General features: G+C 74.3%; 27 protein-coding genes. 21 read left to right on the top strand and 6 right to left on the bottom strand.

The annotated features are described in order from the left end of the window. Window positions 1-67: 67 nt before the first annotated feature. Window positions 68-550, top strand: coding sequence for a hypothetical protein (locus J3R08_RS00570; RefSeq protein ID WP_043330744.1), 483 nt, complete (start codon window positions 68-70; stop codon window positions 548-550). Here J3R08_RS00570 and J3R08_RS00565 read toward each other — a convergent pair. After that, a complete protein-coding gene (locus J3R08_RS00565; protein WP_209959608.1) occupies window positions 523-2,898 on the bottom strand; it encodes a glycoside hydrolase family 65 protein in 2,376 nt (791 codons plus the stop codon). The genes J3R08_RS00570 and J3R08_RS00565 overlap by 28 nt on opposite strands. A gap of 108 nt (window positions 2,899-3,006) precedes the next feature. Continuing rightward, the gene (locus J3R08_RS00560; RefSeq protein ID WP_209959606.1) at window positions 3,007-3,783 is read right to left on the bottom strand and encodes a prepilin peptidase; all 777 of its coding nucleotides are present in this window, start codon (window positions 3,781-3,783) and stop codon (window positions 3,007-3,009) included. 558 nt (window positions 3,784-4,341) lie between these two features. Here J3R08_RS00560 and J3R08_RS00555 point away from each other — a divergent pair. Genes J3R08_RS00555 through J3R08_RS00500 form a run of 12 tightly spaced genes read left to right on the top strand, consistent with a single transcriptional unit; the run spans window position 4,342 to window position 13,267 of the window. Beyond that, window positions 4,342-4,908, top strand: coding sequence for a hypothetical protein (locus J3R08_RS00555; RefSeq protein ID WP_043327504.1), 567 nt, complete (start codon window positions 4,342-4,344; stop codon window positions 4,906-4,908). Further along, window positions 4,902-5,849, top strand: a complete 948-nt coding sequence (locus tag J3R08_RS00550; protein WP_113972245.1) for a hypothetical protein — start codon at window positions 4,902-4,904, stop codon at window positions 5,847-5,849. The genes J3R08_RS00555 and J3R08_RS00550 overlap by 7 nt, the downstream gene beginning before the upstream one ends. After that, window positions 5,846-6,511, top strand: coding sequence for an SAF domain-containing protein (locus J3R08_RS00545; RefSeq protein WP_113972246.1), 666 nt, complete (start codon window positions 5,846-5,848; stop codon window positions 6,509-6,511). Before J3R08_RS00550 ends, J3R08_RS00545 begins: the two co-directional genes overlap by 4 nt. Beyond that, entirely contained in the window at window positions 6,511-7,344 is an 834-nt protein-coding gene (locus J3R08_RS00540; protein WP_043327507.1) for a hypothetical protein, read from the top strand. The genes J3R08_RS00545 and J3R08_RS00540 overlap by 1 nt, the downstream gene beginning before the upstream one ends. Then, complete coding sequence (locus J3R08_RS00535) at window positions 7,334-8,872, top strand: CpaF family protein (protein WP_030500636.1); 1,539 nt, start codon at window positions 7,334-7,336, stop codon at window positions 8,870-8,872. Before J3R08_RS00540 ends, J3R08_RS00535 begins: the two co-directional genes overlap by 11 nt. Further along, complete coding sequence (locus J3R08_RS00530; protein WP_370446778.1) at window positions 8,815-9,768, top strand: type II secretion system F family protein; 954 nt, start codon at window positions 8,815-8,817, stop codon at window positions 9,766-9,768. The genes J3R08_RS00535 and J3R08_RS00530 overlap by 58 nt, the downstream gene beginning before the upstream one ends. 14 nt (window positions 9,769-9,782) lie before the next feature. Further along, window positions 9,783-10,628: a type II secretion system F family protein gene (locus J3R08_RS00525; RefSeq protein ID WP_113972382.1), complete on the top strand. Its 846-nt coding sequence runs from the start codon at window positions 9,783-9,785 to the stop codon at window positions 10,626-10,628. A gap of 23 nt (window positions 10,629-10,651) precedes the next feature. Beyond that, window positions 10,652-10,861 carry a hypothetical protein gene (locus J3R08_RS00520; protein WP_013283462.1) on the top strand — a complete coding sequence of 70 codons (210 nt, stop codon included), beginning with the start codon at window positions 10,652-10,654 and terminating at the stop codon, window positions 10,859-10,861. Next, the gene (locus J3R08_RS00515) at window positions 10,861-11,343 is read left to right on the top strand and encodes a TadE family protein (RefSeq protein WP_104113534.1); all 483 of its coding nucleotides are present in this window, start codon (window positions 10,861-10,863) and stop codon (window positions 11,341-11,343) included. The genes J3R08_RS00520 and J3R08_RS00515 overlap by 1 nt, the downstream gene beginning before the upstream one ends. Continuing rightward, the gene (locus J3R08_RS00510) at window positions 11,340-11,813 is read left to right on the top strand and encodes a TadE/TadG family type IV pilus assembly protein (RefSeq protein ID WP_043327510.1); all 474 of its coding nucleotides are present in this window, start codon (window positions 11,340-11,342) and stop codon (window positions 11,811-11,813) included. Before J3R08_RS00515 ends, J3R08_RS00510 begins: the two co-directional genes overlap by 4 nt. Next, window positions 11,810-12,241, top strand: a complete 432-nt coding sequence (locus tag J3R08_RS00505) for a hypothetical protein (protein WP_043327511.1) — start codon at window positions 11,810-11,812, stop codon at window positions 12,239-12,241. The genes J3R08_RS00510 and J3R08_RS00505 overlap by 4 nt, the downstream gene beginning before the upstream one ends. Window positions 12,242-12,256: 15 nt before the next feature. Next, on the top strand, window positions 12,257-13,267 hold the full coding sequence (locus tag J3R08_RS00500; RefSeq protein WP_113972248.1) for a LysM peptidoglycan-binding domain-containing protein: 1,011 nt from the start codon (window positions 12,257-12,259) through the stop codon (window positions 13,265-13,267). 1 nt (window position 13,268) lies between these two features. Here the strand turns inward: J3R08_RS00500 and J3R08_RS00495 are convergent, their stop codons facing one another. Beyond that, entirely contained in the window at window positions 13,269-14,120 is an 852-nt protein-coding gene (locus tag J3R08_RS00495) for a Rieske 2Fe-2S domain-containing protein (protein WP_113972249.1), read from the bottom strand. A 110-nt stretch (window positions 14,121-14,230) separates the two neighbouring features. Here J3R08_RS00495 and J3R08_RS00490 point away from each other — a divergent pair, with 110 nt between their 5' ends. The 3 genes from J3R08_RS00490 to J3R08_RS00480 are packed head-to-tail and all read left to right on the top strand — an operon-like array spanning window position 14,231 to window position 15,667. After that, window positions 14,231-14,440 carry a type II toxin-antitoxin system VapB family antitoxin gene (locus J3R08_RS00490; RefSeq protein ID WP_030500628.1) on the top strand — a complete coding sequence of 70 codons (210 nt, stop codon included), beginning with the start codon at window positions 14,231-14,233 and terminating at the stop codon, window positions 14,438-14,440. Then, window positions 14,437-14,862 carry a PIN domain nuclease gene (locus J3R08_RS00485; protein ID WP_113972250.1) on the top strand — a complete coding sequence of 142 codons (426 nt, stop codon included), beginning with the start codon at window positions 14,437-14,439 and terminating at the stop codon, window positions 14,860-14,862. Before J3R08_RS00490 ends, J3R08_RS00485 begins: the two co-directional genes overlap by 4 nt. 40 nt (window positions 14,863-14,902) lie before the next feature. Further along, window positions 14,903-15,667 carry a crotonase/enoyl-CoA hydratase family protein gene (locus J3R08_RS00480; RefSeq protein ID WP_113972251.1) on the top strand — a complete coding sequence of 255 codons (765 nt, stop codon included), beginning with the start codon at window positions 14,903-14,905 and terminating at the stop codon, window positions 15,665-15,667. 4 nt (window positions 15,668-15,671) lie between these two features. On the opposite strand, the gene J3R08_RS00475 is transcribed toward J3R08_RS00480, so the two are convergent. Continuing rightward, window positions 15,672-17,156, bottom strand: a complete 1,485-nt coding sequence (locus tag J3R08_RS00475; RefSeq protein WP_113972252.1) for an NAD(P)/FAD-dependent oxidoreductase — start codon at window positions 17,154-17,156, stop codon at window positions 15,672-15,674. Between the two features lie 92 nt (window positions 17,157-17,248). On the opposite strand from J3R08_RS00475, the gene J3R08_RS00470 reads away from it, so the two are divergent. Continuing rightward, window positions 17,249-18,466, top strand: a complete 1,218-nt coding sequence (locus tag J3R08_RS00470; RefSeq protein WP_233514601.1) for a serine hydrolase domain-containing protein — start codon at window positions 17,249-17,251, stop codon at window positions 18,464-18,466. Between the two features lie 248 nt (window positions 18,467-18,714). On the opposite strand, the gene J3R08_RS00465 is transcribed toward J3R08_RS00470, so the two are convergent. Further along, window positions 18,715-20,037 (bottom strand): deoxyribodipyrimidine photo-lyase, encoded by a 1,323-nt coding sequence (locus tag J3R08_RS00465; RefSeq protein ID WP_209959604.1) that lies wholly within the window; start codon window positions 20,035-20,037, stop codon window positions 18,715-18,717. After that, window positions 20,034-20,960 carry a phytoene/squalene synthase family protein gene (locus J3R08_RS00460; RefSeq protein ID WP_043327518.1) on the bottom strand — a complete coding sequence of 309 codons (927 nt, stop codon included), beginning with the start codon at window positions 20,958-20,960 and terminating at the stop codon, window positions 20,034-20,036. The genes J3R08_RS00465 and J3R08_RS00460 overlap by 4 nt, the downstream gene beginning before the upstream one ends. Window positions 20,961-21,024: 64 nt before the next feature. Between J3R08_RS00460 and J3R08_RS00455 the strand changes: the two genes are divergently transcribed. Genes J3R08_RS00455 through J3R08_RS00440 form a run of 4 tightly spaced genes read left to right on the top strand, consistent with a single transcriptional unit; the run spans window position 21,025 to window position 25,217 of the window. Beyond that, a complete protein-coding gene (locus J3R08_RS00455; RefSeq protein ID WP_043327519.1) occupies window positions 21,025-22,179 on the top strand; it encodes a polyprenyl synthetase family protein in 1,155 nt (384 codons plus the stop codon). A gap of 29 nt (window positions 22,180-22,208) precedes the next feature. Next, a complete protein-coding gene (gene crtI, locus J3R08_RS00450; RefSeq protein ID WP_181373707.1) occupies window positions 22,209-23,690 on the top strand; it encodes a phytoene desaturase family protein in 1,482 nt (493 codons plus the stop codon). Next, entirely contained in the window at window positions 23,687-24,280 is a 594-nt protein-coding gene (idi, locus tag J3R08_RS00445) for an isopentenyl-diphosphate Delta-isomerase (RefSeq protein WP_043327521.1), read from the top strand. Before crtI ends, idi begins: the two co-directional genes overlap by 4 nt. Continuing rightward, a complete protein-coding gene (locus J3R08_RS00440) occupies window positions 24,270-25,217 on the top strand; it encodes a MerR family transcriptional regulator (RefSeq protein WP_064448346.1) in 948 nt (315 codons plus the stop codon). Before idi ends, J3R08_RS00440 begins: the two co-directional genes overlap by 11 nt. The last annotated feature ends 3 nt before the right edge of the window (window positions 25,218-25,220 follow it).

The raw sequence follows: 25,220 nt of genomic DNA, 5'->3' as shown, positions 1-25,220 counted from the left end.
GATGATCCGGCCGATCCCGCCGTCCACCTGGTACGACGGTGGGACACGCCGTCGCGAGGAGGTACCGATGACAGGTGGACGGGAGACAGTGGAGGTCGAGCCGGCGGTGTTCCGCGCCGTCTACGACTCGCCCGCGTCGCTGCCCGGGCGGCACCGCTGGACCACCCCGGAGGCGGACGTACGCCGGCTGGAGAAGCTGCTGAACATGCCGGCGCGCAGCATCGGCGCTCCGCTGTGGGTCAGCGGCGACGAGCCGGACTGCCCGAAGTGCGGGCGGCGGCCGACCTGGTACGACATCGTCGCGTCCGCGCTGCACGGCGTGCACGACCGCACGATGATCGCCCGGGTGATCCTCGGCGAACGCAAGTACGTGAACACCGAGGTGCCGGACGCGATCCCGGGCGTCCACTGTGCCGACTGCCGCACCCCGATCACCGGGTTGCGCAGCTTCAAGTGCCACAACTGGGCGTACGCGTTCGAGGCGCTGGAGGAGGTCGTCGCCCGGATGTCCGGCCTGCCGGCTCAGTCGTCGCCGCCCGCCGCCTCCTGAGCGCGCCGTTCCGGACGGCGGCCGGGCGGAGCCTGCGGCTCCGGGCCGGGGTCGGGCACCGGCGGCATCGGCCGGGTGACCGGCCCGTCGCCGGTGACGCGGAGCTGTTCGCCGTGGTGCCACAGCTCGACCGCGTCGCCCGGACCGGCGTCCGGCAGCTCGTAGCGGGCCTCCCGCGGCGTGAGCGTGACCCGCAGCCGGTGCCCGTGCCGGCGCAGGTGGAACACCAGCCGGGTGATCCGCCCCGGTAGCCGCGGCTCGAACGCGAGCACGCCCCGGTTGTCGCGCAGCCCGCCGAAGCCCTGCGCCACCACCAGCCAGGCGCCGGCCAGGGACGCCAGGTGCAGCCCGTCGGCGGTCTTGTCGCCCAGGTCTGCGAGGTCCTGCAACGCGGTCTCGGCGAACAGGTCGTACGCCAGGTCGAGGTGCCCGACCTCGGCGGCGAGGATCGCCTGCGCGGACGCCGACAGCGACGAGTCCCGGACGGTCCGCGCCTCGTAGTAGGCGACGTTGCGCGTCTTCTCCTCGGCGGTGAACTCCCCCGGGCAGCGCAGCATGGCCAGCACCAGATCGGCCTGCTTGACCACCTGCTTGCGGTACAGCTCCTGGTAGGGGAAGTGCAGCAGCAGCGGATAGTCGTCCTCGCCGGTGCCGGCGAAGTCCCACTCCGGCTGCGCGGTGAACCCGGCCGACTGCTCGTGCACGCCGCGCTTGCCGTCGTACGGGACGAACATCGCGTCGGCGGCGGCCCGCCAGCCAGCCACCTCGGCGGCGTCGACACCGAGCCGGGCGGCCACCTCGGGCCAGTCCTCGGCGGCGTCGGCGGCGCCGCGCAGGTTGCGCCGGGCCATCAGGTTCGTGAAGACGTTGTCGTCGACCAGCGCGGAATACTCGTCCGGCCCGGTGACGCCGGTCAGGTGGAACGCGCCGGCGTCGTCGAAGTGGCCGTAGCCGTGCCACAGCCGGGCGGTCTCGATCAGCACCTCGGCACCGCACTCGGCGAGGAACGCGGTGTCGCCGGTGGCCGCGACGTACCGCAGGATCGCGTCCGCGATGTCCGCGTTGACGTGCAGGCCCGCGCTGCCGGCCGGCCAGTAGCCGGAGCACTCCCGGCCGCTGAGCGTCCGCCACGGATAGGTGGCGCCGGTCAGACGCAGCTCGGCCGCACGCTCGCGGGCCTCGGGCAGGTGGGCGTGCCGCCAGCGCAGCGCCGAGCGGGCCAGCTCCGGCGCCAGGTACGTCAGCACCGGCAGCACGTAGCCCTCGGTGTCCCAGAGCACGTGCCCGTCGTAGCCGTTGCCGGTCAGCCCCTTCGCCGGAATGGTCCGGGCCCCGTCGGCGCGCCCCGACTGGAGCAGGTGGAACACCGAGAACCGCACCGCGAGCTGCAGCTCCGGGTCACCGTCCAGCTCGACGTCGGCGGTGGCCCACGCGGCATCCAGCGCGGCGCGCTGCTCGGCGAGCAGGGCGTCGAACCCGTCGGCCCGGGCCGCGTCCGCCTCCGCGACGACCAGGTCGGCCAGCTCACCAGCCGGGGTGCCGTCGACCTCCGCCCACTCGTACGCGGCGAACCGGGTGACCCGGATCCGCTCGCCGGGGCGTACCGGACCGGACAGTGCCAGCCGGAACCGGTCGGCGGTCAGCTCGGTGCCGGTGGCGATCTCGTCGGGTGCCTCGACCCGGTGCGCGACGGCGACGGCGACCCGCTGGCCGCTGCGCCCGGTCCGGTGCACGAGCACCCCGTCCAGGCCGTCGTCGCGGCGGATCTCGCCGGTGAGCGGGTCGTGGATCACCGAGGCGGCCCGGGGGTCGTCGGCACGTTCCGGCACACGCTGGTTGGCGAGCAGGTCGGCGCCGATCCGCAGCCGTACCGGCTCGTCCAGCGGTTCGACAGCCCAGTCGACGGCGGCGACCGGACGGCGGGTCAGCGAGACCAGGCGGGTGCTGCGGATCCGGACACCCCGGCCACCCGGCGAGACCCATTCGGTCTCCCGCCGGACCACCCCGGCGCGCAGGTCCAGCTCCTGGTGGTGCCGCCGGATCGTGCCGGTGCCCAGGTCCAGCGGCTCGTCGCCCACCCAGAGCCGGATCAGGGCGGCGTTCGGCGCGCTGATCACGGTGTCGCTGCGCTCCGGGAAGGCGTATCCGCTCTCCGGGTAGCTCAGCTCGTGCTGCTCGTGGAATCCGTTGAGGTAACTGCCCGGCATGCCGCACGGCTCGCCCTCGTCGAGCGTCCCGCGCCAGCCCACCCAGCCGTTGGCGAGCGCGAAGACCGACTCGGTCTCGCCCAGCCGGTCCAGGTCCGCGCTGGTACGCCGGATCCGCCAACCGTCGTCGCCGTGCGACACGTGCCCTCCCGAGTCCGAAGCCTGGACCGCCACCGAACCAGACCCGGCTGGGAGGCGGCTGGGACCCCGATACCCGTGGCGACCCCGCCCGCACCTACGGGTGGCCGATCACACGGTGACGAGCACCAGCGTGGCGGCGGTGCCGAGCACCAGGAACGGCCCGAACGGCAGGTGCCCGGACCAGCGGACCCGCCGGGCGGCGAGCAGCGCCACCCCGGTCGCCCCGGCGAGGAGGAGCGCGAGCACCAGCCCGGCCACCAGCACCGGCCAGCCGTACCAGCCGAGCAGCGCGCCCGCGCCGAGCGCCAGCTTGGCGTCGCCGAGGCCGAAACCGCGCCGCCCGAGCAGCAGCGTGGTCGCGGCGAAGCCGCCGCCGAGCGCCAGAGCGGCGGCTGTGGCGCGGATCCACGGGTCCGCGCCCGTGCCGGTCAGCGCGGCCACCCCGAGCAGCGCCCACGCGCCGGCCGCGGCCGGCCAGGTGAGCCGGTCGGGCAGCCGGTGCACCATCGCGTCCACGATCGTCATCGGCACCGCCCAGAGCAGCCACCAGGCGAGCGCCAGGCGCGCGGCGGGCACGCCGCCGGCAAGCACCGGCACGGCGACCGCCACGAGCAGCGCCACCTCGACCACGGCCGGGGCCGCGCCGACCCGGGCCCGGCAGGCCGGGCACCGGGCCGCGGGGCCGAGCGCCGGCAGTGGCCGGTCCAGCCCGATCGGGGCGGCGCAGCCGTCGCACGCCGTCCGGTCCGGACAATCCGGGGGTACGGCGTAACGCGCCACCGCCAGCCGGAGCAGCGGTACGACCGCGAGGGCGGCCAGCAGCCGGACGACCGGACGGCTGACCTCGGCCACCGGTCCGGTACGCCGTACCCGTTCAGTGGTCACGCCGGCTCCCCCGTCCGGTCGCCGTATGTTCCATCGTGAAGCACGCAGAGTGATTTCTCGTTCGCGCTGATGTGACGGGGGAGCCCGCAGCGGCGTGCGGCGCGACGCGCGACCGGCCGGGACCGACCGCGGTGTGAGCCCTATCGAACCGGCGGGACGGATCGGACGAGCGGCACGCTCCCCACCCATACCGGCGGCTCGTCGCCACCGCCACGGCGGGTACGGGTGAGCACACGCCCGCCGGCCCGGAGCCCACCGGAAGCCCACTCGTCATCGTGACGACACACACCGGCCACCACCTCCCGTCTTCACTCACCGTGTTCACGTGAATTTCCTCTGTTGCATCGGCGGACGTGAGCTTATGCTCGCCCCTTGGGTACGACGCAACCCCCGATCAATTGGCGTCGGAGGAGTCAGGGCACAGAACCCGCAGCTATCAGTACAGGTCAATACGAGTGGCGGCGACGGGGACCCGGAGCGACAGTTCCGGGTGCGCTTCCGCATGCCCGGAGCGGGTCGGCGTGATCGCCCCGGGCCGGCACCGAGGAGGGATCGGCGTTGCGCACACGGCAATCCCGCCGATGGGAAATCTACCTGCTCAGCCTCGCGCTGGCGGTCGGCGCGGCCGGCTGCGGCACCGAGCCGGAGGCGGCCAACCGACCGCTCACCGGCCGCGCCGCCGCCCCCGCCACCCATTCCGCCGAGGCGGAGAAGGAAGCCGAAAAGGCGGCGCTTGCCGCGTATTCCGGCTATCTCGACGCGTCCCGGGCGGCGAGCGCCCGAAGCGATCCGTCCCATCCCGCTCTGGCCCGTTTTCTGGCTGATCCGCTGCTGACCCGGGTGCGAATGGCAATTCTCGACGCGAAGGAGCACGGCGCGATGCGTACCGGGAAACTGGTCTCCGACCCCACAGTGGTCTCGGTCGACCTGACCGCCCGCCCACCCACCGTCGAGATCCAGGACTGCCTGGACGCGAGCGGCTACCGGCTCGTCTACGCCAAGGACCGCAAGGCCGTGCCGGGCACCCGCGGCGGGCGCTACCTCGCCACCGCCACAGCGGCCCGCTTCCCGGACGGCCGGTGGCTGATCAACGGCGGCGCCGCACATCAGGACCAGCCGTGCTGACCTGGGGAGGAAGGGGTGTCCCGGCCCGCCCGCCCCGGGCCGGGACGCTCCGCCGGGTGCTGCTCGCCGCCGGCCTCGCCGCGCTGCTGACGCTCACCGGCGCGCCCGCGCGTGCCGCCGACCCCGGTGGCTCGTGCCCGCCGGAACAGACCGACTGCGACGTGTGGGACGACGACCCCGGCACCCCGGGCGGCCCGGGCGGGCCGGGCGGCGGGGACAACGGCGGCGGCGGCAACGGCGGCGGCGCGCCGAAGTGCCAGTGGAACGGCCGCGTCATCCCCTGCTACAACGAGACGCTCGGCTGGTTCAACAACGCCGACGGCTGCTACTACAAGCTCGCCGAGCCGCAGGACGAGGCGCCCCCCGGCAAGCAGTGGTACCAGCTCACCTGCAACGGCGGCGACACGGGCAGCATGCGCCAGGAGCTCCTGGACGCCCCGCCGCCCGGCTACGGCGCCCCGCCGGACCCGGAGGAGCTGGCCCGGCGCGCGCTGGCCTCGATCTCGCTGCTCCCGCCCCGGGCCTCGGTCGCGCCCCGGCGCAGTCAGGGACCCGGCCTGGTCGGGCTGCCGGTCTGGATGTGGGCCAGCCCGGGCGAGGCGTACTTCGGGCCGCTGAGCGCCTCCGCCTCCGACCGCGGGCTGACCGTGAGGATCACGGCGAAGGTGGACCGGATCGTCTGGCACATGTCCGACGACATCGACGTCACCTGCCACGGACCGGGCACGCCGTACCGGGCCGACGGGCCACGGGCCGGCTTGACCTCGCCCGACTGCGGTCTCGACGCCGGCTATCCGAAGGCCGACACCTACCAGGTCAGCGCCACCACGTTCTGGACCGTCGAGTGGTCCGGCGGCGGGGAGAGCGGCGTGATCGCCCAGAGCCGGTCCAGCGGCGTCATCCCGGTACAGATCAACGAGCTTCAGGTGGTGACCCGATGAGTGTGGTGGCAGCCCGCAACGGAACCCCGATGGAGGCGCCGGTCGCGCCGCCGAAGGTGGTCCGGCAGCGACGTGTCCGGCCCGGCCTGCTCGGCCTGGCGATCCTGCTGATCGCCCTCGGCGGGCTCGGCGCGGCGTTCGCGGTCACCTCGGTGCGCTCCACCGGCACGTACCTGGCCGTGGCCCGGCCGGTCGACGTGGGCCGGCAACTCACAGCCGACGACCTGGTGCCGGTGCGCGTCTCCGGCGGGCGGGAACTCCAGCCGGTGCCGGCCGACCGGATGGACGAGGTGCTGGGACTGCGGGCGGCCGTCCGGCTCACCCCGGGCACGCTGCTCACCGAGGCGCAGCTCACCGAGGCCCCGCTGCTCGGCGCCGGCCAGCAGCAGATCGCTCTCGGGCTGGAACCCGAGCAGGTGCCGGCCCGCAAGCTGAACCCCGGCGACAAGGTGCTGCTGGTCAGCACACCGAGCAGCGCCACGAACGGCTCCGACGCGTCCCGTGCCGGCGGAACCCGGTTCGAGGGCACCGTGATCGACACCGCCACACCGCAGAACGGCGACGTGGTGGTCTACCTGGCGCTGACCGTGCGGGACGTGCCGGCGGTCGTGGCGCTCGCCGCCGCCGACCGGATCGCGCTCGTGCTCACCGAGGCGGCCTGATGGCGATCATCGCCCTGGTCTCGGCGAAGGGATCGCCGGGCGTCACCACCGCGGCGCTCGCCGCCGCGCTGAGCTGGCACCGGCGGCTCGTGCTGGCCGAGTGCGACCCGGCGGGCGGCTCGATCCTCGCCGGCTACCTCGGCGGGGCCCTGGACGGCCCGCGCGGCATCGGTGAGCTGGCGGTGGGCGAGCTGCGCGACGGCAGCCTGGAGCACACGTTCTGGTCCCAGCTGGTCGACCTGGACGCGCCCCGGCGCGAGCGGCTGCTGCTGCCCGGCGTGGTGGACCCGGCCCAGGCCGGCAGCGTGATCCCGCTGTGGCAGCGCTTCGCCGACTACTTCACCGGGCTGGAGCGCGGCGAACCGCCGTACGACGTGCTCGTCGACTGTGGCCGGCTCGCCGTCGGCGGTCCACCGTGGCCGCTGCTGCGGGCCGCCACCGTGGTGCTGCTGGTCACCCGGGCGACCCTGCCCGACCTCTCCGCCACCCGGGCCACCGCCCGGGCGATCGAACGGGACCTCACCGAGCACCGCGTACCGCCGGGCACGCTGCGGCTGCTCGTGGTCGGGGACGGGCACGGCACCAGCGAGATCAGCAAGGCGCTGCGGCTGCCGGTGATCGCCCGCCTGCCGCACGACCCGCGTACCGCCGAGGTGCTCGCACACGGCGGCACCGTACGCGCGAACCGGCCGCTGATGCGCGCGGCCGGCGCCCTGGAGGTGCCGGTCCGGGCGCTGCTGGACCGGCGGCGGGCCCGGCTCGCCTGGCCGGGCGCGACCACACCGCGCGCGGTGACCGCCCCGAGCGTGCCGGGGGTGTCCGGTGCGGTTTGAGCCGGTCTCCCACGACCCGCGCGGGCAGCAGCCCGGTGTCGTCTCCACGGTTCCGCCGCTGGCGCCGCCGAACGGGCGGCACCACGTGCCCGGCCCGCTCCCCGCCGCGCCCCCGCCACCGCCGCGCCCCCGGATCGACTTCGCTGTGGTCCGCGAGCTGCGCCGGGAACTGAGCGAACGGCTCACCCACTGGCAGCGCGGCCGCGAGTTCGACGCCGACGCCGAGGAGGTCGAGCGCGCCCGGCTGGCGGTCACCGTGGTCTCCGCGTACGCCGACTCGGTACGCCGGTCCGGCACGCCGATGGCGGCGGACGAGGAACGGCTGCTGCTCGACCAGGTGACAGCCGAACTCGTCGGGCTGGGCCGGCTCCAGACGCTGCTCGTCGACGACAGCATCGAGGAGGTGCACATCCTCGGCTGCGACCAGGTACGCATCACCCGGCACGGCGGCGGCGTCGACTGGGCCGAGCCGATCGCCGAGACCGACGACGAGCTGGTGGAGATCCTCCAGGCGGCGGCCCGCCGGGCGGGTGCCACCGAACGGTCGCTGTCCACCTCGAAGCCCACGCTCGACCTGCAACTGCCCGACGGCAGCCGCCTGGCCGCCGTGTTCCTGGTCAGCCACCGCCCGTACGCGGTGATCCGCAAGCACAACACGCTCGCGGTGAGCCTGGAGGACATCGCGGGCGGCCGGCCCGACCTGGACGAGATGATCGACCCGCTGCTGCGCGACTTCCTGCGCGCGTCCATGCGGGCCGGGCTGAACATCATGGTCGCCGGGCTCGCCGGGGCCGGGAAGACCACTGTCATCCGGGCGCTGATGGACGAGATCCCGGCCGACGAGCCGTACGTGCTGCTGGAGGAGAGCCGGGAACTGCTGCCGGCCCGGCGTGGGCACAAGCACCGTGCGGTGATGAGCTTCGAGTCCCGGGAGGGGCACGGCGAGCGCGGCGCGGACGGACGGCCGGCGGGTGAGGTCAGCATCGCCGACCTGATCCCGGTGTCGCTGCGGATGGGCGTGCTGCGGATCATCGTCGGCGAGGTGCGGTCCCGGGAGATCGTGCCGATGCTCCAGGCGATGACCACCAGCCGCGGGTCGATGTGCACCATCCACGCGCGTACCCCCTCGGGGGTGAGCGAACGCATCATCGAGCTGGCGCTGTCGCACGGCCGGGAGATGACAGTCGACCAGGCCCGCCGGATGGCCGGCAACGCGCTCGACCTGATCGTCTACGTGACGGTCGAGGACGAGACCGCGATCGGCGGGCGCAAGCACCGCTTCGTCTCGCACGTCGAGGAGGTCATCGGCGTCGGCGAAGGCAACCGGATCACCACCACGACCGTCTTCGGCCCCGGGCCGGACGGCCGCGCGGTCCCCCGCCACCTGCCCGAACGCATCCGCGAGCAGTTGCTGCGCGTCGGCTACGACGCCCGGCTGCTCACCCGGTTCGTCGAGGCCGGCGTGGGCGCGTGGCGGCGGCCCCGGCACACCCGCCTCGGGGCACGGCCGAACGGAGGCCCGGCGTGACGCAGATCGAACTGATCGCCCTGGTCTCCGGCGCGGCCTGCGTGGCCGGGCTGGTGCTGGCGGTGGTCGCGCTCGTCGGCACCCGCCGCCCACCGGGCCCGGCCCCGGGCACCGGGCCCGGCCTGAGCCGACTCTGGACCGGTTCCGGCGCGAGGCGCGCCGACCAGCGCCGCTACCAGCTCCTGCTCGGCGCCGCTGTGGTCGCCGGGGCGGCGGCGTTCCTGCTCACCGGGCTGCCGGTGGTCGGCCTGCTGGTGGCGCTCGCGGTGCCGGGCGTGCCGTGGCTGTTCGCGGTGGGCCGGGCCGAGCAGCGGGCCATCGCCCGGGTCGAAGCCGTAGGCGAGTGGACCCGCCGGCTCAAGGACATCTCGGCCACCGGCCAGGGGCTCCAGCAGGCGATCATCGGCACCATCGCCACCGCGCCGGAGGAGATCCAGGAGGAGGTACGCACGCTCGCCGCCCGCCTGCAGGCCGGCTGGCTGGCCCGCTCCGCGCTGCTCGCCTTCGCCGACGAGATCGCCGACCCGGTCGCCGACCAGGTGGTGGCCGCGCTGATCCTGCACCTCACCGACCGGGGTGAGCGCCTCGGCGACGTGCTCGGCTCGATCGCCACCGCCGCCTCGGCCGAGGTGGCGACGCGGCGCGAGGTCGAGGCCAAACGCACCCAGCCGCGGTTCGCGGTCCGCTTCCTCACCGGCATGACGCTGGCGACCCTGGCGTACGGGCTGGTGAACAGCGACTACATCCGTCCCTACGGGACGCTCACCGGTCAGCTCGTGATGGCGGTGCTCGGCGCGGCGTTCGTCGGCCTGCTGGTCTGGGTGCGCTCGATGAGCCAGCCGCCCCGGCCCGCGCGCTTCCTCCCGGCGCCCGATCCGGAGGAGGCAATCGCGTGATCCTCAACTGGCAGATGGCGATCGCGGTCCTCGGCGGGTGCGCGGTCGGGCTCGGGCTGTTCCTGGTGGTACGCGAGGCGCTGCCGGCCACCCCGGCGCTCGGCCCGGCGCTGCGCCGGCTGCACCAGCCGCCCGGCCAGGCCCCGGCCGCCGGCGCCGGACCGGACTGGATCGGCGGGTTCGCCCGCTGGCTGCGCCCGCCGCACCGGCAGCTCGCGCTGCTCGACCGCACCCCCGAGCAGTACGCGCTGTCGGTGCTGCTCTCCGCGCTCGTCGGGTTCGCCACCCCGGCGGTCGCCTCGGCGGTGCTCTTCGTCGGCGGGGTGGCGCTGCCGCTGGCCGTGCCGGTGGTGGCCAGCCTGGGTCTGGCGCTCGGCGCCGGACTGCTCGCGCACCGCTCGGTCCTCGCCAAGGCCGACGCCGCCCGGGACGAGTTCCGGCAGGCGGTCTGCACCTACCTCGACCTGGTGGCGCTGCAGCTGTCCGCCGCGCACGGCCCGGTGCAGTCGCTGGAACGCGCGGCGGCGGTCTGCGACGGCTGGGTCTTCGACCGGATCCGGGAGGCGCTGCGGCTCGCCCAGCTCCAGATGCACTCGCCCTGGGACGAGTTGCAGGAGCTGGCCGACCGGATCGGCATCCCGGAACTGGGCGACGTGGGCGCGATCATGCGCTCCTCCGGCAGCGAGGGCGCCCAGGTGCACGAGACGTTGCGGTCCCGTGCCGACTCGCTGCGCGACCAGATCCGTACCGACAACCTGGCCCGGGCCGAGGGGGTCACCAGCAAGTTGGACATCCCCGGCTCGCTGCTGGTGTTCGTCCTGCTCGGCTTCGCCGTCTATCCGTTCCTCGCCCGTCTGTGAACCCCATCGAGAAGGAGACGACCATGCACCTCTACGCCTACCTGTACGTGGCGGTGAGCACCCGCCTCGCCGAGCTGCGCCGGGACTCCGAGCGCGGCGACAGCCCGGTGCCGACCGCGGTGATCATCTTCGGCCTGGTCGCGGTGGCCATGGCGGTCACCGGGCTCGCGCTGGCCAAGGCGAACAACTGGATGAACGCCATCCCGAACAACACGGCGCCGCAGGCCCCGTGATGCCCCGCCCCGCCCGTACGGTCCGGAGCCGGCCGGCGCCCGCCGGCCGGCCCGCCGGTCCGCCCGGTCCGGGGCGGATCGCCGCTGCTCTGCGCGCCCGTCTGGCCGAGGGCGAGCGGGGCGCCAATCCGGTCGAGCTGGCCGTGGTGATGCCGGTGATCCTGGTGATGCTGTTCGGCTCGATCCAGGTCGCCGTCTGGTTCGTGGCCCGGTCCACGGCGCTCAACGCCGCGCAGACCGGTGTGAACGCCCAGCGCACGATCGACGCCGGGCCGGACGCCGGCCGGGAGCGGGCGATCAGCTTCCTGCAGCAGTCCGGGGACTGGCTGGTCGACTGGGAGCAGACCGGCCCGACGTGCGTCGAGAGCGCCACCGCCGTCACCTGCACGGTGCAGGGGCGCTCCCTGTCGGTCATCCCGGGTGTCTCGTTCGCGGTCACGCAGACCGCGCACGGCCCGGCCGAACGCTGGACCACCGGATGAGCGCCGGGCCGCGGCGGGACCGGGGTTCCGTCTCGATCGAGGTGGCGGTGCTCGCGCCCGCCTTCATCGGGCTGATGGTGCTGGCCGGGGTCGCCGGGCGGACCGCGATCGCGGACGAGGCGGTGGAGTCGGCCGCGCACGACGCCGCCCGGGCCGCCTCGCTCGCCCGCAACGCCGACGACGGCGCGGAGGCCGCCGAGGAGGCGGCCCGGAACCAGCTCGGCTGGGCGGGGCTGAACTGCTCCGGTCCACCCCAGCTCGACCTCGCGGGCTCGGTGGCCGGTACGACGACGAGCTTCGCCGCCGCGTACGCGAGCGCCGCAGGCGTGCCGGCGACCGTGACGGTCACTGTGACCTGCACCGTCTCCTTCGACGACCTGAGCGCGCCCGGCCTGCCCGGCGTGCCCGGCGGCAAGACCGTCTCGGCGAGGTTCACCTCGCCGCTGGACACCTACCGGAGTCGCGGATGACCGGGCGGCGCGCGGCGGAGAACGGCCGGGTGAGTCTCTTCCTGGCCGTGGCGATGACCGGCGTACTGGCGATCATCAGCCTCGCCTACGACGGCGCCGGCCAGCTGCGCACGCTCCAACGCGCGGACAACCTGGCCGCCGAGGCGGCCCGCGCCGGCGGCCAGATGATCGACCGCGCGCGGGCCATCGAGGGCGGCCCGAAGCAGATCGACCAGGTCGCCGCCCGCGCCGCGGTCGCCGCCTACCTCGACGCGGCGGGCGGCGTCCAGGACCACGAGGTCGACTTCCCCGTGGTCGGCGCCGAGACCCAGATCCGGGTGAGCGTGCAGATCACCTACAGCCGGGACCTGCTGAGTCTGTTCGGCGTGCAGAAATCCGCCACCGTCACCGGTGAGGCCACCGCTCGGGCGCTCACCGGCCCACCGTAGGAAGGGAAGGCCGCCATGGGCGCACCCCGACGCTCCCCCGTCCGCCGCGCCGGCCAGGTTCTCACCGGCCTCGGCGCCCTCGTCGTGCTCGTCGGCGTGCTGGCCGGCGGGCCGGTCGCGCTGCTGGCGTTCGCCGGCAACCCGCTGCCGGATCACCTGCCCACGTTCGCCGAGATCGGTACGACGTTGACCAGCCGCGACGACGGTCAACTGTTCCTGCGCGCGCTGGCGGTGGTGGGCTGGTTCGGCTGGGCCACGTTCGCGATCTCCGTCGTGGTGGAGTTGCTCGCGGCTGCGGTACGCCGGCCGGCGCCGAAGCTGCCCGGCATGCACCGCCAGCAGAAGGCCGCAGCCGCGCTCGTCGGTTCGGTCGCGCTGATCCTGGCCGCGAGCCCGGCCGCGGCGAGCGCCGCCGCGCTGACCGCCCCGCAGCCGGCGGTCGCCGCTTCTGCCGTCACCGCGCCGAGCCGGGTCGCGCCGCCGGCCCCGGTCGCGTCGGAGGCGGACGACCCGGCCGTGTACCGGGTGGCGAAGGGCGACTACCTGGGTGAGGTGGCCGACCGCTACCTGGACGACTTCGACAGGTACAAGGAGCTGGCCCGGCTGAACCGGCTCGCCGACCCGGACCGGATCCGCCCCGGCCAGCTCATCACGCTGCCGGACGGCGCGACGGACTCCGGCGCCCGGCGGCACGCCACCGGGCGGCTGGTGGTGACCAAGCCGGCCCAGACCGCACCGGTCAAGCCGGGTGGCGGCGGCGCGTCGTCGAGCGCGCCGCAGGCGAAGCCGAAGCCCACCCCGCGGGACGCGACGCCCACAGTGGAGGCGCCGGTCGGTCAGCCGCCGGCCATGTCGGCGGGCGCGTCCCGGCCCACCGCCGAGGAGGGCATCAACCGTCCGCTCGCCATCTCGGCGGTGCTGGCGGTCGCGAGCATCGTGGGCGCGCAGATCGGCGCGCTGCTGGGGTTGCGCAAGCGGCCGGTGCCCGCCCGCGCGGGTTCCAGCGGGCGGCACCGGCGGGACTGAGTCAGGGCAGCCGGGCCTCGACCCGGCCGGACACCACGCGGGTGGGGAGCACGATCTGGTCGTTCGCGGCCGGGCCGTGCACCACCTCGCCGCCGTTGAGCCGGAACGCGCTGCCGTGCCAGGGGCAGACCACGCAGGCGTGACCGTCGATCCGCTCCACAGTGCCCTCGCCGAGCGGGCCGCTCTGGTGCGGGCAGCGCTCCAGCATCACCGTGACGTCGTCGCCGTCCCGGTAGAGGATCACCGAGACGTCGTCGATCTTCTTGGTGACCAGTTCGTGCCGGGGCAGGCTGCTCAGGTCGCCGACCCGGTGCCAGCCGTCGCTGATCAGGTGCAGCTCGGAGACGCTCTGGCTGGCCTGGGCGCCCTGCTTGTACGCGAGGTGCCCACCCAGGTACGCGCCACCGCTGGCGGCGGACAGACCGAGGTAGGACAGCGCCCGGCCGAGGCCGTGCCGCCCGTTGAGGCGGGCCGCCAGCGAGCCGGCGTACAGCGCCAGGCCGACCGTGTTGGCGGCGGCGTGCACCAGGCCGATCCGGCGCTGGTCGCGGGTGAGCGTGGCCCAGTCGTTGAGCCCGGCGACGGCTGCGGGCAGCGCGCTGACCGTACCGAGGCCCACCAGCGCGGTGGCGGCTCGGCGCTGGCCGGGCAGCAGGTCCACCACGGCGGCGGAGATCCAGGCGCCGACCGGCACCTGCACCATCGCGGGGTGCAGCGGATGGCCGAGCCACACGCCGTGCAGCGCGTCGCGTACCCGCTGGGAACGCAACGTGCCCTGGACGGCGCGCTGCAACCGGTCACCCACCCGGTCGAGACCGGTGGCCTGTTCGATCTTCGTCAGTAGTTCGCGCACCCGTTCCGACTTCCCGGCAGGAGAGCCCCCAAACCGGACGCCCCGGAATTCCCTCGCACAGCCTCCGCGCTGGATATACTCGGGCGGCTGGTCGTATATAGGGAGCCGCGATGACCAAGATCCTGGTGGACGTCGACGACGAGGCGCTGGCGGATGCCGCCGAGGCGTTCGGCACGAAGACCAAGAAGGACACGGTGAACGTCGCTCTCCGCGAGGGCGCGGCGAGACTGCGCCGCGCCCGGGCACTGGCGGAGCTGGCCGAACGCGGGCAGGCCGGTGACTTCGACGAACTGCTCGACAAGGGTGCCTACCGCTCGTGAAGCTGGCCGACTACCTGATCGACACCAGCGCCCTCGTCCGGCTCCTGCGTGATCCCGACGTGCTGGCGCGCTGGGAACAGCAGGTGACAGCGGGTCTGCTCGCCGTGTGCCCGCTGGTCGAGCTGGAATTCCTCTACACCGCCCGGTCGGTCGCCGACCGGACGCGCCTGACGGAGCAGCTCCGGGCCGCCTTCGGCTGGGTGGTCATGCCGGACCGGATCTACGAACGCGCCGCCGAGATCCAGGGCGAGCTGACCGCGCGGGGCACGCACCGCTCGGCGGGCGCGGTCGACCTGCTCATCGCCGCCACCGCCGAGTACCACGGCCTCTCGCTGCTGCACTACGACCGGGACTTCGACCAGGTCGGCGCCGTCACCGGCCAGCCGATGCGCTGGCTGACCCGATCCGGCTCGATCAAATAGGGCGTAGCCACGGCAGCGCCGTCGCGGGCATGCTGAGCCCATGGGGGTACGCGTCGAGCACGCCGGTGCCGTGACCACTGTGATCCTGGACCGGCCCGAGGCCCGTAACGCCGTGGACGGGCCGACCGCACGAGCGCTCGCCGACGCGTTCCGCGCGTTCGACGCCGACCCGGACGCGGCGGTCGCGGTGCTCTGGGGCGCGGGCGGCACGTTCTGCTCCGGCGCCGATCTGAAGGCCGTCGGCACGCCGCGCGGCAACCGCGTCGAGCCCGAGGGGGACGGACCGATGGGCCCCACCCGGATGCGGCTGTCCAAGCCGGTGATCGCGGCGATCTCCGGGTACGCGGTGGCGGGCGGGCTGGAGCTGGCGCTCTGGTGTGACCTGCGTATCGCCGAGTCGGACGCGACGCTCGGCGTGTTCTGCCGCCGGTGGGGCGTACCGTTGATCGACGGCGGGACGGTCCGGCTGCCCCGGCTGATCGGCGAGAGCCGGGCGATGGACCTGATCCTCACCGGACGCCCGGTCGGCGCCGACGAGGCGTACGCGATGGGTCTGGTCAACCGGCTGGTCGCGCCGGGTGAGGCCCGCGCGGCGGCCGAGGAACTGGCCGCCGCGATCGCCCGGTCTCCGCAGACGTGCCTGCGCAACGACCGGGCGGCGGTGCTGGACGGCGCGGGGCGGCCGGAGCCGGAGGCGATGGCCACCGAGCTGGCCTACGGCATGGAGTCGCTGGCGGTGGACGGGGTACGCGGGGCCGGCCGGTTCGCCGCCGGGGCCGGCCGCCACGGTGCGCCGGCCGGCTGAGGCGTCACTTCAGGGCGCGCAACGCGTCCTCGATGGCCCGGTGGAACGTCGGGTACGCGTAGATCATGTGCCGGAGCTGGCTGATCGGCACCGCCGCGTGCACCGCCACGACGAGCGCGGAGAGCACCTCGCCGCCGGCCGGTCCGGCCGAGGTGGCCCCGATGAGCACGCCCTGGTCGGCGTCGGCGACCAGCTTGATGAACCCGGCGTTGCCGGTCTTGTGGATCCAGCCCCGGGCCGACGAGGTGAGATCGGCGTATCCGACCTGGACGTTGACGCCGCGCTCGCGGGCCTGCTGCTCGGTGAGGCCGACCGCGCCGACCTCGGGGTCGGTGAACGTGACCCGGGGCAGCGCCCGGTAGTCGGCGACCGGGACGCTGCCCGGCGCGACGCTCGATCCGCCCGCGCTCATCGCGCCGCCGACCGAGCTGACCACACCGGCCGCGCCGCCGACCACGCTCGCGGTGCCGCTGGCGTCCGGGCCGCCCTTGGTACGCCGCATGTGGTCGAGGACGTCGGCCACCACGATGCCGGCCTGGTACATGGCGATGTGGGTGAACGCGCCCTCGCCGGTGAGGTCACCGACCGCCCAGATCCCCTCGGTGACGTGCATCCGGTCGTTCACCGGCAGGTAGCGCTGCCCGGCGTCCACCCCGACCGTGTCCAGGCCCAACTCCTCCAGGTGCGCCTTGCGGCCGGTCACCACGAGCAGCTTCTCGCCGGTGAACTCGGCGCCGTCGGCGTACACGGTGAACGCGCCGCCGTCGTGGCCGACCCGGCCGGCCTTGACCCCGGTGTGGATCTCCACCCCGTCGGCGCGCAGCGCGTCGGCGGCGAGCGCTGACGCCTCCGGCTCCTCGACGGCGAGCACCCGGTCGGCCGCCTCGATGACCGTCACCCGCACGCCGAACCGGGCGAAGACCTGCGCGAGTTCCAGCCCGATCGCGCCGCCGCCGAGCACCAGCAGCGACGCGGGCAGCTCCTCCACCTCGATGGCCTGGTGATTCGTCCAGTACGGCGTGTCGGCCAGCCCGTCGATCGGCGGGACCGAGGGCCGGGTGCCGGTGCCGAGGACCACGCCGTACCGGGCCTGGAACACCTGGTCGCCGACGCGTACCCGGTTCGGGCCGTCGAGCCGCCCGCTGCCCCGGACGAACCGGCCGCCCTTGCCGGTGAAGCGGTCCACCGCCACCTTGTCGTCCCAGGTGTCGGTGGCCTCGGCCCGGATCCGCTTCGCCACCGGCGCCCAGTCCGGCCGCACCTGGGCGGACCCGGCCAGCTCGTTGACCCGGTGCGCCTCGGCCAGCGCGTTCGCCGCCCGGATCATCATCTTGCTCGGCACGCACCCCCAGTAGGGGCACTCGCCGCCGACCAGGTCCCGTTCGATGCCGACCACTGTGAGGCCGGCCTCGGCGAGCCGTCCGGCCACCTCCTCGCCGCCGACGCCGAGCCCGACCACTACTACGTCAACCTGTTCCGGCTCCGCCATTCCGCAAGCATTCCGTACCTTCGGGACACCGGCCACCGCACCGGCCCCGAATTCCCGCGCTCGTCACGAACGCGACCGCCTACCGTGGCCGCATGCACACGCGCTTCACCCCGGTCCGGGACTGCTTCCACGACCTGTTCGTCACCGGCCGGGAGACCGGCGCGTCGCTCGCGGTGCGGCACGACGGCGTACCGGTGATCGAGCTGATGGGCGGCACGGCGGCGGCGGTCCCGCCCAGTGCGGTCGTGCCGATGGCAGGGGCGGACCGGGCGTGGCGTCCGGACACGCTCGTGGACGTCTACTCGACCGGCAAGCCGGTGGTGGCGCTCTGTCTGCTGCTGCTCGTCGACCGGGGCCGGGTCGACCTGGACGCGCCGGTGTCGGCGTACTGGCCGGAGTTCCGCACCCCGGCGACCGTCCGGCAGGTCCTCGCCCACACCGCCGGGCTGCCCGCCTTCCCGGTGCCCCGGCCCGCCGCGGCCATCGCCGACTGGGGCCTGCTCTGCGCCGACCTGGCGGCGGCCGAGCCGGAGTGGGACCCGGGCGCCGTCGCGGGCGAGCACGCCTGGACGTACGGGCACCTGGTGGGCGAGTTGGTCCGCCGGGTGGACGGGCGGCCGGTGGGCCGGTTCCTGGCCGAGGAGATCGCCGGTCCGTGGCGCCTGGACCTGGCCTTCGGGCTGGGTGAGGCCGACCGGCGGCGGTGCGCCGACCTGTCGTACGCCGATCCGGCCTGGCCGGACGCGATGCGCGGCGAGCCGGGTTCGTTGCGGGCGCGGGCGCTGGACAACCCGCCCGGCGGGCGCGACGTCGCGATGGTGAACAGCGACCTCTGGCGGGCCGCCGAGATCCCGGCGGTGAACCTGCACGCCACCGCCCCGGGCTCGCCCGGCTGTACGCGGGCCTGCTCGCCGGCGGCACCCTGGACGGGGTACGCCTGTTCAGCCCGGAGCTGGTCGCCGAGGCGACGCGGGTGCAGTATTCCGGGCCGGACCTGCTGCTGGACCGGCCGGTGTACTGGACGCTCGGCATGCAGTGGGAGCCGGACGGCAGCTGGGGTATGGGCGGGATCGGCGGCAGCAGCGCCTGGGCCGAACCGGAGCGGGGCTACACCTTCGCGTACGCGACCGCCCGGCTGGCCGACCACGATCGGGTGGAGGAGCTGGTCGAGGCGCTGCACTCCTGCCTCTGACGGTCAGTCACGTTCTGTAATTCCGGCGCGTCGTCACGCAGCGCATTCGGCCGGCAGTCGCGCCTGGCTTCCCCTTTTCCGACTTTGCTCTGCACCCATTGGCGCAGCACCGAGTTGAGCAGCGGATTTCCGCTAGGTCCGAAATCCGCGAGAGGCCCGCACCGGTCACGTTCCGCAACGGGTGCGGATATGGCTGCAGAGCAAAGTCGGCGGAGGTGGATGGCGCGGGCTAGAGGTGCAGTCACCCGCAGTAATCGTGGGCGCCGTGCTGGGGCCCGCTCGGGCTGTGCGTCAGCGACGTTGGGCTCGTGTGACGTTCGCGCTCGTGCGCGGGCGGCGGGCGGCGAGGGGCGAGGGGCGAGGGCGTCAGCGGAGCCAGACCGGGTCGGCGCCGGGCACCTCCAGCGGCGGCGGGTAGTCGAGCGTGCGACGCACAGCGTCGGGCAGCCGCCACGGCTGGTGCACCGCCTTGCCCGCCACCGATTCCAGCTCCGGCACCCACCGCCGCACGTACGCGCCGTCGGGGTCGTAGCGCTCGGCCTGCCGTACCGGGTTGAAGCCGCGGTACGGCCGGGTGTCGTTGCCGGTGCCGGCCACCCACTGCCAGTTGCCGGAGTTGTTGACCCGGTCGCCGTCGAGCAACCACCGGAAGAAGACTTCCAGGCCGGGCCGCCAGTCCAGCCCGAGGTGCTTGGTCAGGTAGCCGGCGGTGATCAGGCGGGCCCGGTTGTGCATCCAGCCCTCGGCGCGCATCTGACGCATGCCGGCGTCCACGATCGGCATGCCGGTCCGACCCTCGGCCCAGGCGTCGAGCGCGTGCTCGTCGTACCGCCAGTCCTCCCGGGCGCCCCGCCGGTAGGCGGCCGTGGACAGGTCCGGGAATCCGGCGACGACCTGGTGGTAGAAGTCGCGCCAGCAGAGCTGCCGGACGAACGGGCCGTCGCGGTCGCCGGCCCGGGTCGCCACCGCCAGCGGGGAGACGCAGCCGAAGCGCAGGTACGGGCTGAGCCGGGAGGTCTCGTCGCCGACCATGTCGTCGTGGATGTCGTCGTACCGGTCGAGGGTGGGCAGCCAGGCGGTGAGCCGGCGGCGGGCGGCGTTCTCCCCGCCCACGGCGGCGGCCGGGCTGTCGCCCTTCGGCGGGTCGGGCAGGCGGCCCGGGTCGACGCCGTCGGGCAGCCGGACCCGCTTCGGCGCGGCCAGTTCGTCCCGCAGGCGCACGCCCTGCCAGGCGCGGAAGTAGGGGCTGAACACGCGGTAGTGGTCGCCGCCGCTCGGGCGCAGCGCGCCCGGCTCGACGATCGTCAGGCCGGGGAACAACCGCAGGAACATGCGGTGCCGGTCGCACTCGGCGCGCAGGCGGCGTTCCCGGCTGCGGGCGTAGTGGCTGACGTCGGCGGAGAGCCCGACGCCCTCGGCGCCCACCTTCCGGGCCAGCTTCACCGTCTCGGCCACCGGGTCGCCGCGCCTGATCACCAGGTCGCCGCCGCGCTTGCGCAGCGCCTCGCGCAGGTCGGCCAGGCTCTGGTGCAGGAACCGGATGCGGTTCGGCGAGAGCTGCTGCAACTCCGGGTCGAGCACGTAGAGCGGCACCACCCGCTCGAACGCGGAACAGGCGGCCGCCAGCGCCGGGTGGTCGTGCACCCGCAGGTCGCGGGTGAACAGCACGACCGCCGTCCGGCCGGTCATCCGGCCAGGGCCGGTTCCAGCGCCGGGCCGGGCACCTGAACCGGCGTGCCGGGCGGGGTGAGCAGCGCCCGCGCGGCCACCGCCATCCGGCGCCGCTGCGGCACCAGGGCCCGGCGGACGAAGACGTCGTAGTCCTGCGCGGCGACCTCGTCCAGGATGCCGCCGTAGAGCGCGTACGCGGTGCGCATGCACGCCTGCGAGGCGGGGTTGAGCAGCGGGATGCCCGGCGCGGCGGCGAGGTAGTGGGCCTGCGCGCGGGTCACCTCGTACTCGATCAGCTCGCGGATACGCGGCGTGGTGCGACCGGCGGCCTTGGCCGCGACGAGGTCGGCGCGGGTGACGTCGAACTTGGCCAGATCCTCGTCGGGCAGGTAGGTCCGGCCCCGGTCGAGGTCCTCGGCGACGTCCCGGATGAAGTTGGTGAGCTGGAAGGCGAAGCCGAGCTGGCGGGCGGGCTCCCGGGCGGCGGCCGGGTCGGAGCTGCCCAGGATCGGCAGCATCATGGTGCCGATGACGGCGGCCGAGCCCTCCATGTAGTCGAGCAGGTCGTCGTAGGTCGGGTACGACATCACCGTCAGGTCCATCGCCATGCTGCGCAGGAACGACGCGAAGTCGTCGCGGTCCAGGTCGAACACGGCGATGGTGTGCAGCACGGCGGGGAGCAGCGGGTCGTCGACCGACGCGCCGTGCAGCCCGGCCACGAATCGATCCGACCACTCGCGCAGCCGGGCCGCGCGCTCGGCGGGCGGCAGGTCCTCGGTGCGGTCGACGATCTCGTCCGCGTAGCGGGTGAATCCGTACAAGGCGTGCACATGTCGCCGTTTCCAGGCGGGGAGCAGCCGGGTGGCGAGATAGTAGGTACGGCCGTGACGCCGGTGCAGCTCGCGGCAGCGGTCATAGGCGGCGGCCAGATCCACGTCCATCGGCCCTCCTCAGTTTCGACGCAGCAATCGACGCAACTCGTAACCCTAGGGTACGCTCGCCCACATGGCCAACGACGCAGTTGCGGGTAATGCGCTCCGCGTCGCGCCGGCTCAGGCCGGGGCGACGGACGATCCGGTCCGCGGCGTACTGGCCGCGTTCACGAAAGACCTGATCAAAGGGGTCGATGAGACGCTGGTGGCGTTCCTGGCCGCGGAAGTCGATTCGCTGACCGAGATCGACGCAGCGATGGGTGCATTCGCCGCAACCGCGCGCGACTGCGTGCTGGCCGGCGGCAAACGGGTCCGGCCCACGTTCGCGTACTGGGGATGGCGGGGCGCTGTCGGCGGGGAGGAACCGATGTGTTCGGTGCTCCCGGCCCTGTCCGCCCTCGAACTGCTGCACACGTTCGCACTCGTGCACGACGACGTGATGGACGCCTCCGACACCCGGCGCGGGCTGCCGACCGCGCACCGGGCCGCCGCCGCCCGGCACCGCGCCGCCGGGCACGCGGGCGACCCCGACCGGTACGGCGAAGCGGTCGCCGTACTCATCGGCGACCTCTGCATGGTGTGGGCCGACCGGCTCATGGGCCACGCGGCGGTCCCCGCCGAGCGGCTGCTCGACGTGCGCCGCTGCTACGACCAGATGCGGGTGGAGACGGTCGCCGGGCAGTTCCTGGACGTGCTCGGCGAGAACGACGCGGGGAACTGGACGGTCGACCGGGCGCTACGGGTGGCCCGGTACAAGACCGCCAGCTACACGGTCCAGCGGCCGCTGCTCTTCGGCGCCTGCCTGGCCGGCACCGACGCGGACGACCCGCTCATCGCCGCGTACACCCGGTACGGGCTGGCCGTCGGCGAGGCGTTCCAGCTCCGCGACGACCTGCTCGGCGTCTACGGCGACCCGGAGACCACCGGCAAGCCGGCCGGGGACGACCTGCGTACCGGCAAGCCGACCGCGCTGCTGATGCTGGCCCGGCAGCTCGCCGACCCGGCGCAGCGCCGGGCGCTGGACCGGGCCGGCTCGGTCACCACGGCACGCGACGTGGACCGGCTTGCCGACGTGGTCCGCGACACCGGCGCCACCGCCCGGGTGGAACGGATGATCGCCGACCGGGTCACCGAGGCGCTCGCCGCGCTCGGCACCGCACCGATCGACGAGACCGCGCGCACCGCGCTGACGGGTCTCGCCACCGCCGCCACCGCGCGGCGGGCATGATGAGCAACTTCGCGAGCAAGGGGGCCGGAATGCGTACCGTCAAGGGACGGACCGACCGGGTGGTGGTGGTCGGCGCCGGGCTGGGTGGGCTGGCGTGCGCGCTGCACCTGGCCGGCAGCGGCCGGCAGGTGACGGTGCTGGAGCGCGAGCCGGTGCCCGGCGGGCGCGCCGGGCGGCTCAGCGTCGACGGGTACGAGTTCGACACCGGCCCGACCGTCCTCACCATGCCCGACCTGATCGCCGAGGCGCTCGGCGCGGTCGGCGAGGAGCTGACCGACTGGCTCGACCTGAGCCCGCTCGACCCGGCGTACCGCGCCTACTACCCGGACGGGTCGACGCTCGACGTCATCACCGACACCACCCGGATGGCGGCCGAGATCGCGCGTGTCTGCGGTCCCCGGGAGGCGGACGGCTACCTGCGTTTCGTCGACTACGCCCGCAACCTGTGGCAGTGGGAACGGGCCGACTTCATCGAGCGCAATCTCGACGCGCCGACCGACCTGCTCACCGGCAACCTGCTGAAGTTGTTCGCCAACGGCGCCTTCCGGCGGCTCCAGACGAAGATCAACCAGTTCTTCCGCGACCCGCGGACCCAGCGGATCTTCTCCTTCCAGGCCATGTACGCGGGCCTGTCGCCGCACGACGCGCTGGCGATCTACGCGGTCATCGCGTACCTCGACTCGGTGGCCGGTGTCTGCTTCCCGCGCGGCGGCATCCACGCGGTCTCCCGCGGGATGGCCGGCGCGGCCGAGAAGCACGGCGTGCAGTTCCGGTACGGCACCACGGTGACCCGGGTGGAGACCGCCAACGGCCGCGCCACCGGCGTGATCACCTCCGACGGCGACTTCGTCCCCGCCGACACGGTGGTGCTCAACCCCGACCTGCCGGTCGCCTACGAGGACCTGCTGCCGCCCAGCCGGCAACGCAAGCTCACCTACTCGCCGTCCTGCGTGGTGCTGCACATCGGTTCGACGCAGGGCTATGGCAAGATCGCCCACCACAACATCCACTTCGGGCGCTCCTGGAAGGGGACGTTCGACGAGGTGATCCGCCGAGGCGAGCTGATGACCGACCCGTCGCTGCTGGTGACGAACCCGAGCCGCACCGACCCGTCGGTGGCGCCGGCCGGGAAGCACACCTACTACGTGCTGGCGCCGGTGCCGAACCTGGAGCGGGCGCCGTTCGACTGGACGGGCGACCTCACCCAGCGGTACGCCGACCAGCTCGTAGGCACGCTGGAGGAACGCGGATACGTCGGCTTCGGCGACGGCATCGAGGTGATGCGGGCCGTCACCCCGGCCGACTGGGCGGCGCAGGGCATGGCCGCCGGCACGCCGTTCGCCGCCGCGCACAGCCTCTTCCAGACCGGACCGTTCCGCCCCTCCAACCTGCACCGGAAGCTGGACAACGTGGTCTTCGTCGGCTCCGGCACGCAGCCGGGCGTGGGGGTACCGATGGTGCTGATCAGCGGCAAGCTCGCGGCGGCCCGGATCACCGGGGCGACGGCATGAGCGAGCGGGAGGAACACCTGGTCGAGCTGGTCGGCGACGACGGGCAGGTGCTCGGCGAGACCACCGTGGCGACCGCCCACCAGCCACCCGGCCGGCTGCACCGGGCCTTCTCGGTGCTCCTGGTCGACCCGCAGGGGCGGGTGCTGCTGCAGCAGCGGGCCGCGGTGAAGACGCGGTTCCCGCTGCGCTGGGCGAACTCCTGCTGCGGGCACCCGCTGCCGGGCCAGTCGCTGACCGAGGCCGCCAACCGGCGGCTCGGCGAGGAACTCGGCGTCGGCCCGGTCGAGCTCACCGAGGTGGGCGTCTACATCTACTACGCCGAGGACCCGGCGACCGGCCGCGTCGAGTTCGAGTACGACCACGTGCTGCGCGCCGACGTACCCGCCGACCTGGTGACGCGGCCCGATCCGGACGAGGTGGCCGAGCTGCGCTGGGCCGACCCCGGCGCGGTGGTGGCCGACCTGGACGCCGACCCCCGCGCGTACGCCCCGTGGCTGGGCGGCGTGGTCAACCGGCTGCTGCATCCGGCGGGCCCGGCCCGGCCGGGCGTCGCGGCCTCCGAGGCACCGGAGCGGTCGGGTGGCCGATGAGGCGCTGAGCGCGGGGGCCGTGGCACGCCGGTTGGGTGTGGCGGTCACCACGCTGCGCACCTGGCACCAGCGGTACGGCCTCGGTCCCAGCGAGCACGTGCCGGGCCACCACCGGCGCTACACGCCCGCCGACCTCGCCCGCCTGGAGATCATGCGCCGGCTGACCACCGAGGGGGTGGCGCCCGCCGAGGCGGCCCGCTGGGCCCGGCAGGCCCCGGCCGTGCCGCCGCCGGACCGGCTCGCGCTCAAGGCACGGACCTCGGCGGTACGCGACGGCGGCGGCACGACCATCCCGGTCGGCCGGGCCGGCCCCGCCGCACGGGGGCTGGCCCGTGCCGCGATGCGCCTGGACTCGGTGACCATCGCGCGGACCATCGCCGAGGCGCTCGCCGCCGACGGGGTGGTGGCGACCTGGGAGGGGCTGCTCCGGCCGGTGCTCACCGGGATCGGGGAACGGCACGCCGCCACCGCCGGCCTGATCGAGGTGGAACACCTGATGTCCCGGTGCGTCTCGGTGGCGTTCGCCACGGTGATCCGGGCCCACCCGAACGGCGGACCGCCCCGGATCCTGCTCTCCTGCGCCGACGAGGAACAGCACTCGTTGCCGCTGGAGGCGCTCGCCGCCGCGCTCGCGGAGGCCGGTGTGAGCTGTCGCATGCTCGGCGCCCGGGTGCCGTTGCCCGCCCTGGTGGAGGCGGTCAACCGGACCGGGCCGGCGGCCGTGGTCCTCTGGTCGCACACCCGCGCGACCGCCGACCCGTGCCAGCTCACCGCGCTGCTGACCGTCCCCCGCCGGCCGCTGCTGGTGCTCGCCGCCGGGCCCGGCTGGCGGGCCGACTCGCTGCCGGCCGGGGTGGTCCGGCCGGTGGATCTGGCCGAGGCGCTCTCCCTCGCCCTGGCGGTACGGGACTCGCTGGACCAGTCGACGAAGGGCTGACGG

The sequence above is a fragment of the Micromonospora sp. HB375 genome (genome assembly GCF_017872985.1).
Lineage (GTDB): Bacteria > Actinomycetota > Actinomycetes > Mycobacteriales > Micromonosporaceae > Micromonospora > Micromonospora chalcea.
This window is presented reverse-complemented; position numbering and strand designations above follow the sequence as displayed.

What these genes read in the sequence shown, in the direction of transcription:
- J3R08_RS00570 (WP_043330744.1), top strand. Translation starts at nt 68, where the DNA reads ATGACAGGTGGACGGGAGACAGTGGAGGTCGAGCCGGCGGTGTTCCGC.
- J3R08_RS00545 (WP_113972246.1), top strand. Translation starts at nt 5,846, where the DNA reads ATGAGTGTGGTGGCAGCCCGCAACGGAACCCCGATGGAGGCGCCGGTC.
- J3R08_RS00540 (WP_043327507.1), top strand. Translation starts at nt 6,511, where the DNA reads ATGGCGATCATCGCCCTGGTCTCGGCGAAGGGATCGCCGGGCGTCACC.
- J3R08_RS00525 (WP_113972382.1), top strand. Translation starts at nt 9,783, where the DNA reads ATGGCGATCGCGGTCCTCGGCGGGTGCGCGGTCGGGCTCGGGCTGTTC.
- J3R08_RS00520 (WP_013283462.1), top strand. Translation starts at nt 10,652, where the DNA reads ATGCACCTCTACGCCTACCTGTACGTGGCGGTGAGCACCCGCCTCGCC.
- J3R08_RS00515 (WP_104113534.1), top strand. Translation starts at nt 10,861, where the DNA reads ATGCCCCGCCCCGCCCGTACGGTCCGGAGCCGGCCGGCGCCCGCCGGC.
- J3R08_RS00510 (WP_043327510.1), top strand. Translation starts at nt 11,340, where the DNA reads ATGAGCGCCGGGCCGCGGCGGGACCGGGGTTCCGTCTCGATCGAGGTG.
- J3R08_RS00505 (WP_043327511.1), top strand. Translation starts at nt 11,810, where the DNA reads ATGACCGGGCGGCGCGCGGCGGAGAACGGCCGGGTGAGTCTCTTCCTG.
- J3R08_RS00500 (WP_113972248.1), top strand. Translation starts at nt 12,257, where the DNA reads ATGGGCGCACCCCGACGCTCCCCCGTCCGCCGCGCCGGCCAGGTTCTC.
- J3R08_RS00490 (WP_030500628.1), top strand. Translation starts at nt 14,231, where the DNA reads ATGACCAAGATCCTGGTGGACGTCGACGACGAGGCGCTGGCGGATGCC.
- J3R08_RS00480 (WP_113972251.1), top strand. Translation starts at nt 14,903, where the DNA reads ATGGGGGTACGCGTCGAGCACGCCGGTGCCGTGACCACTGTGATCCTG.
- J3R08_RS00475 (WP_113972252.1), bottom strand. Translation starts at nt 17,156, where the DNA reads ATGGCGGAGCCGGAACAGGTTGACGTAGTAGTGGTCGGGCTCGGCGTC.
- J3R08_RS00470 (WP_233514601.1), top strand. Translation starts at nt 17,249, where the DNA reads ATGCACACGCGCTTCACCCCGGTCCGGGACTGCTTCCACGACCTGTTC.
- J3R08_RS00465 (WP_209959604.1), bottom strand. Translation starts at nt 20,037, where the DNA reads ATGACCGGCCGGACGGCGGTCGTGCTGTTCACCCGCGACCTGCGGGTG.
- J3R08_RS00460 (WP_043327518.1), bottom strand. Translation starts at nt 20,960, where the DNA reads ATGGACGTGGATCTGGCCGCCGCCTATGACCGCTGCCGCGAGCTGCAC.
- J3R08_RS00455 (WP_043327519.1), top strand. Translation starts at nt 21,025, where the DNA reads ATGGCCAACGACGCAGTTGCGGGTAATGCGCTCCGCGTCGCGCCGGCT.
- crtI (WP_181373707.1), top strand. Translation starts at nt 22,209, where the DNA reads ATGCGTACCGTCAAGGGACGGACCGACCGGGTGGTGGTGGTCGGCGCC.
- idi (WP_043327521.1), top strand. Translation starts at nt 23,687, where the DNA reads ATGAGCGAGCGGGAGGAACACCTGGTCGAGCTGGTCGGCGACGACGGG.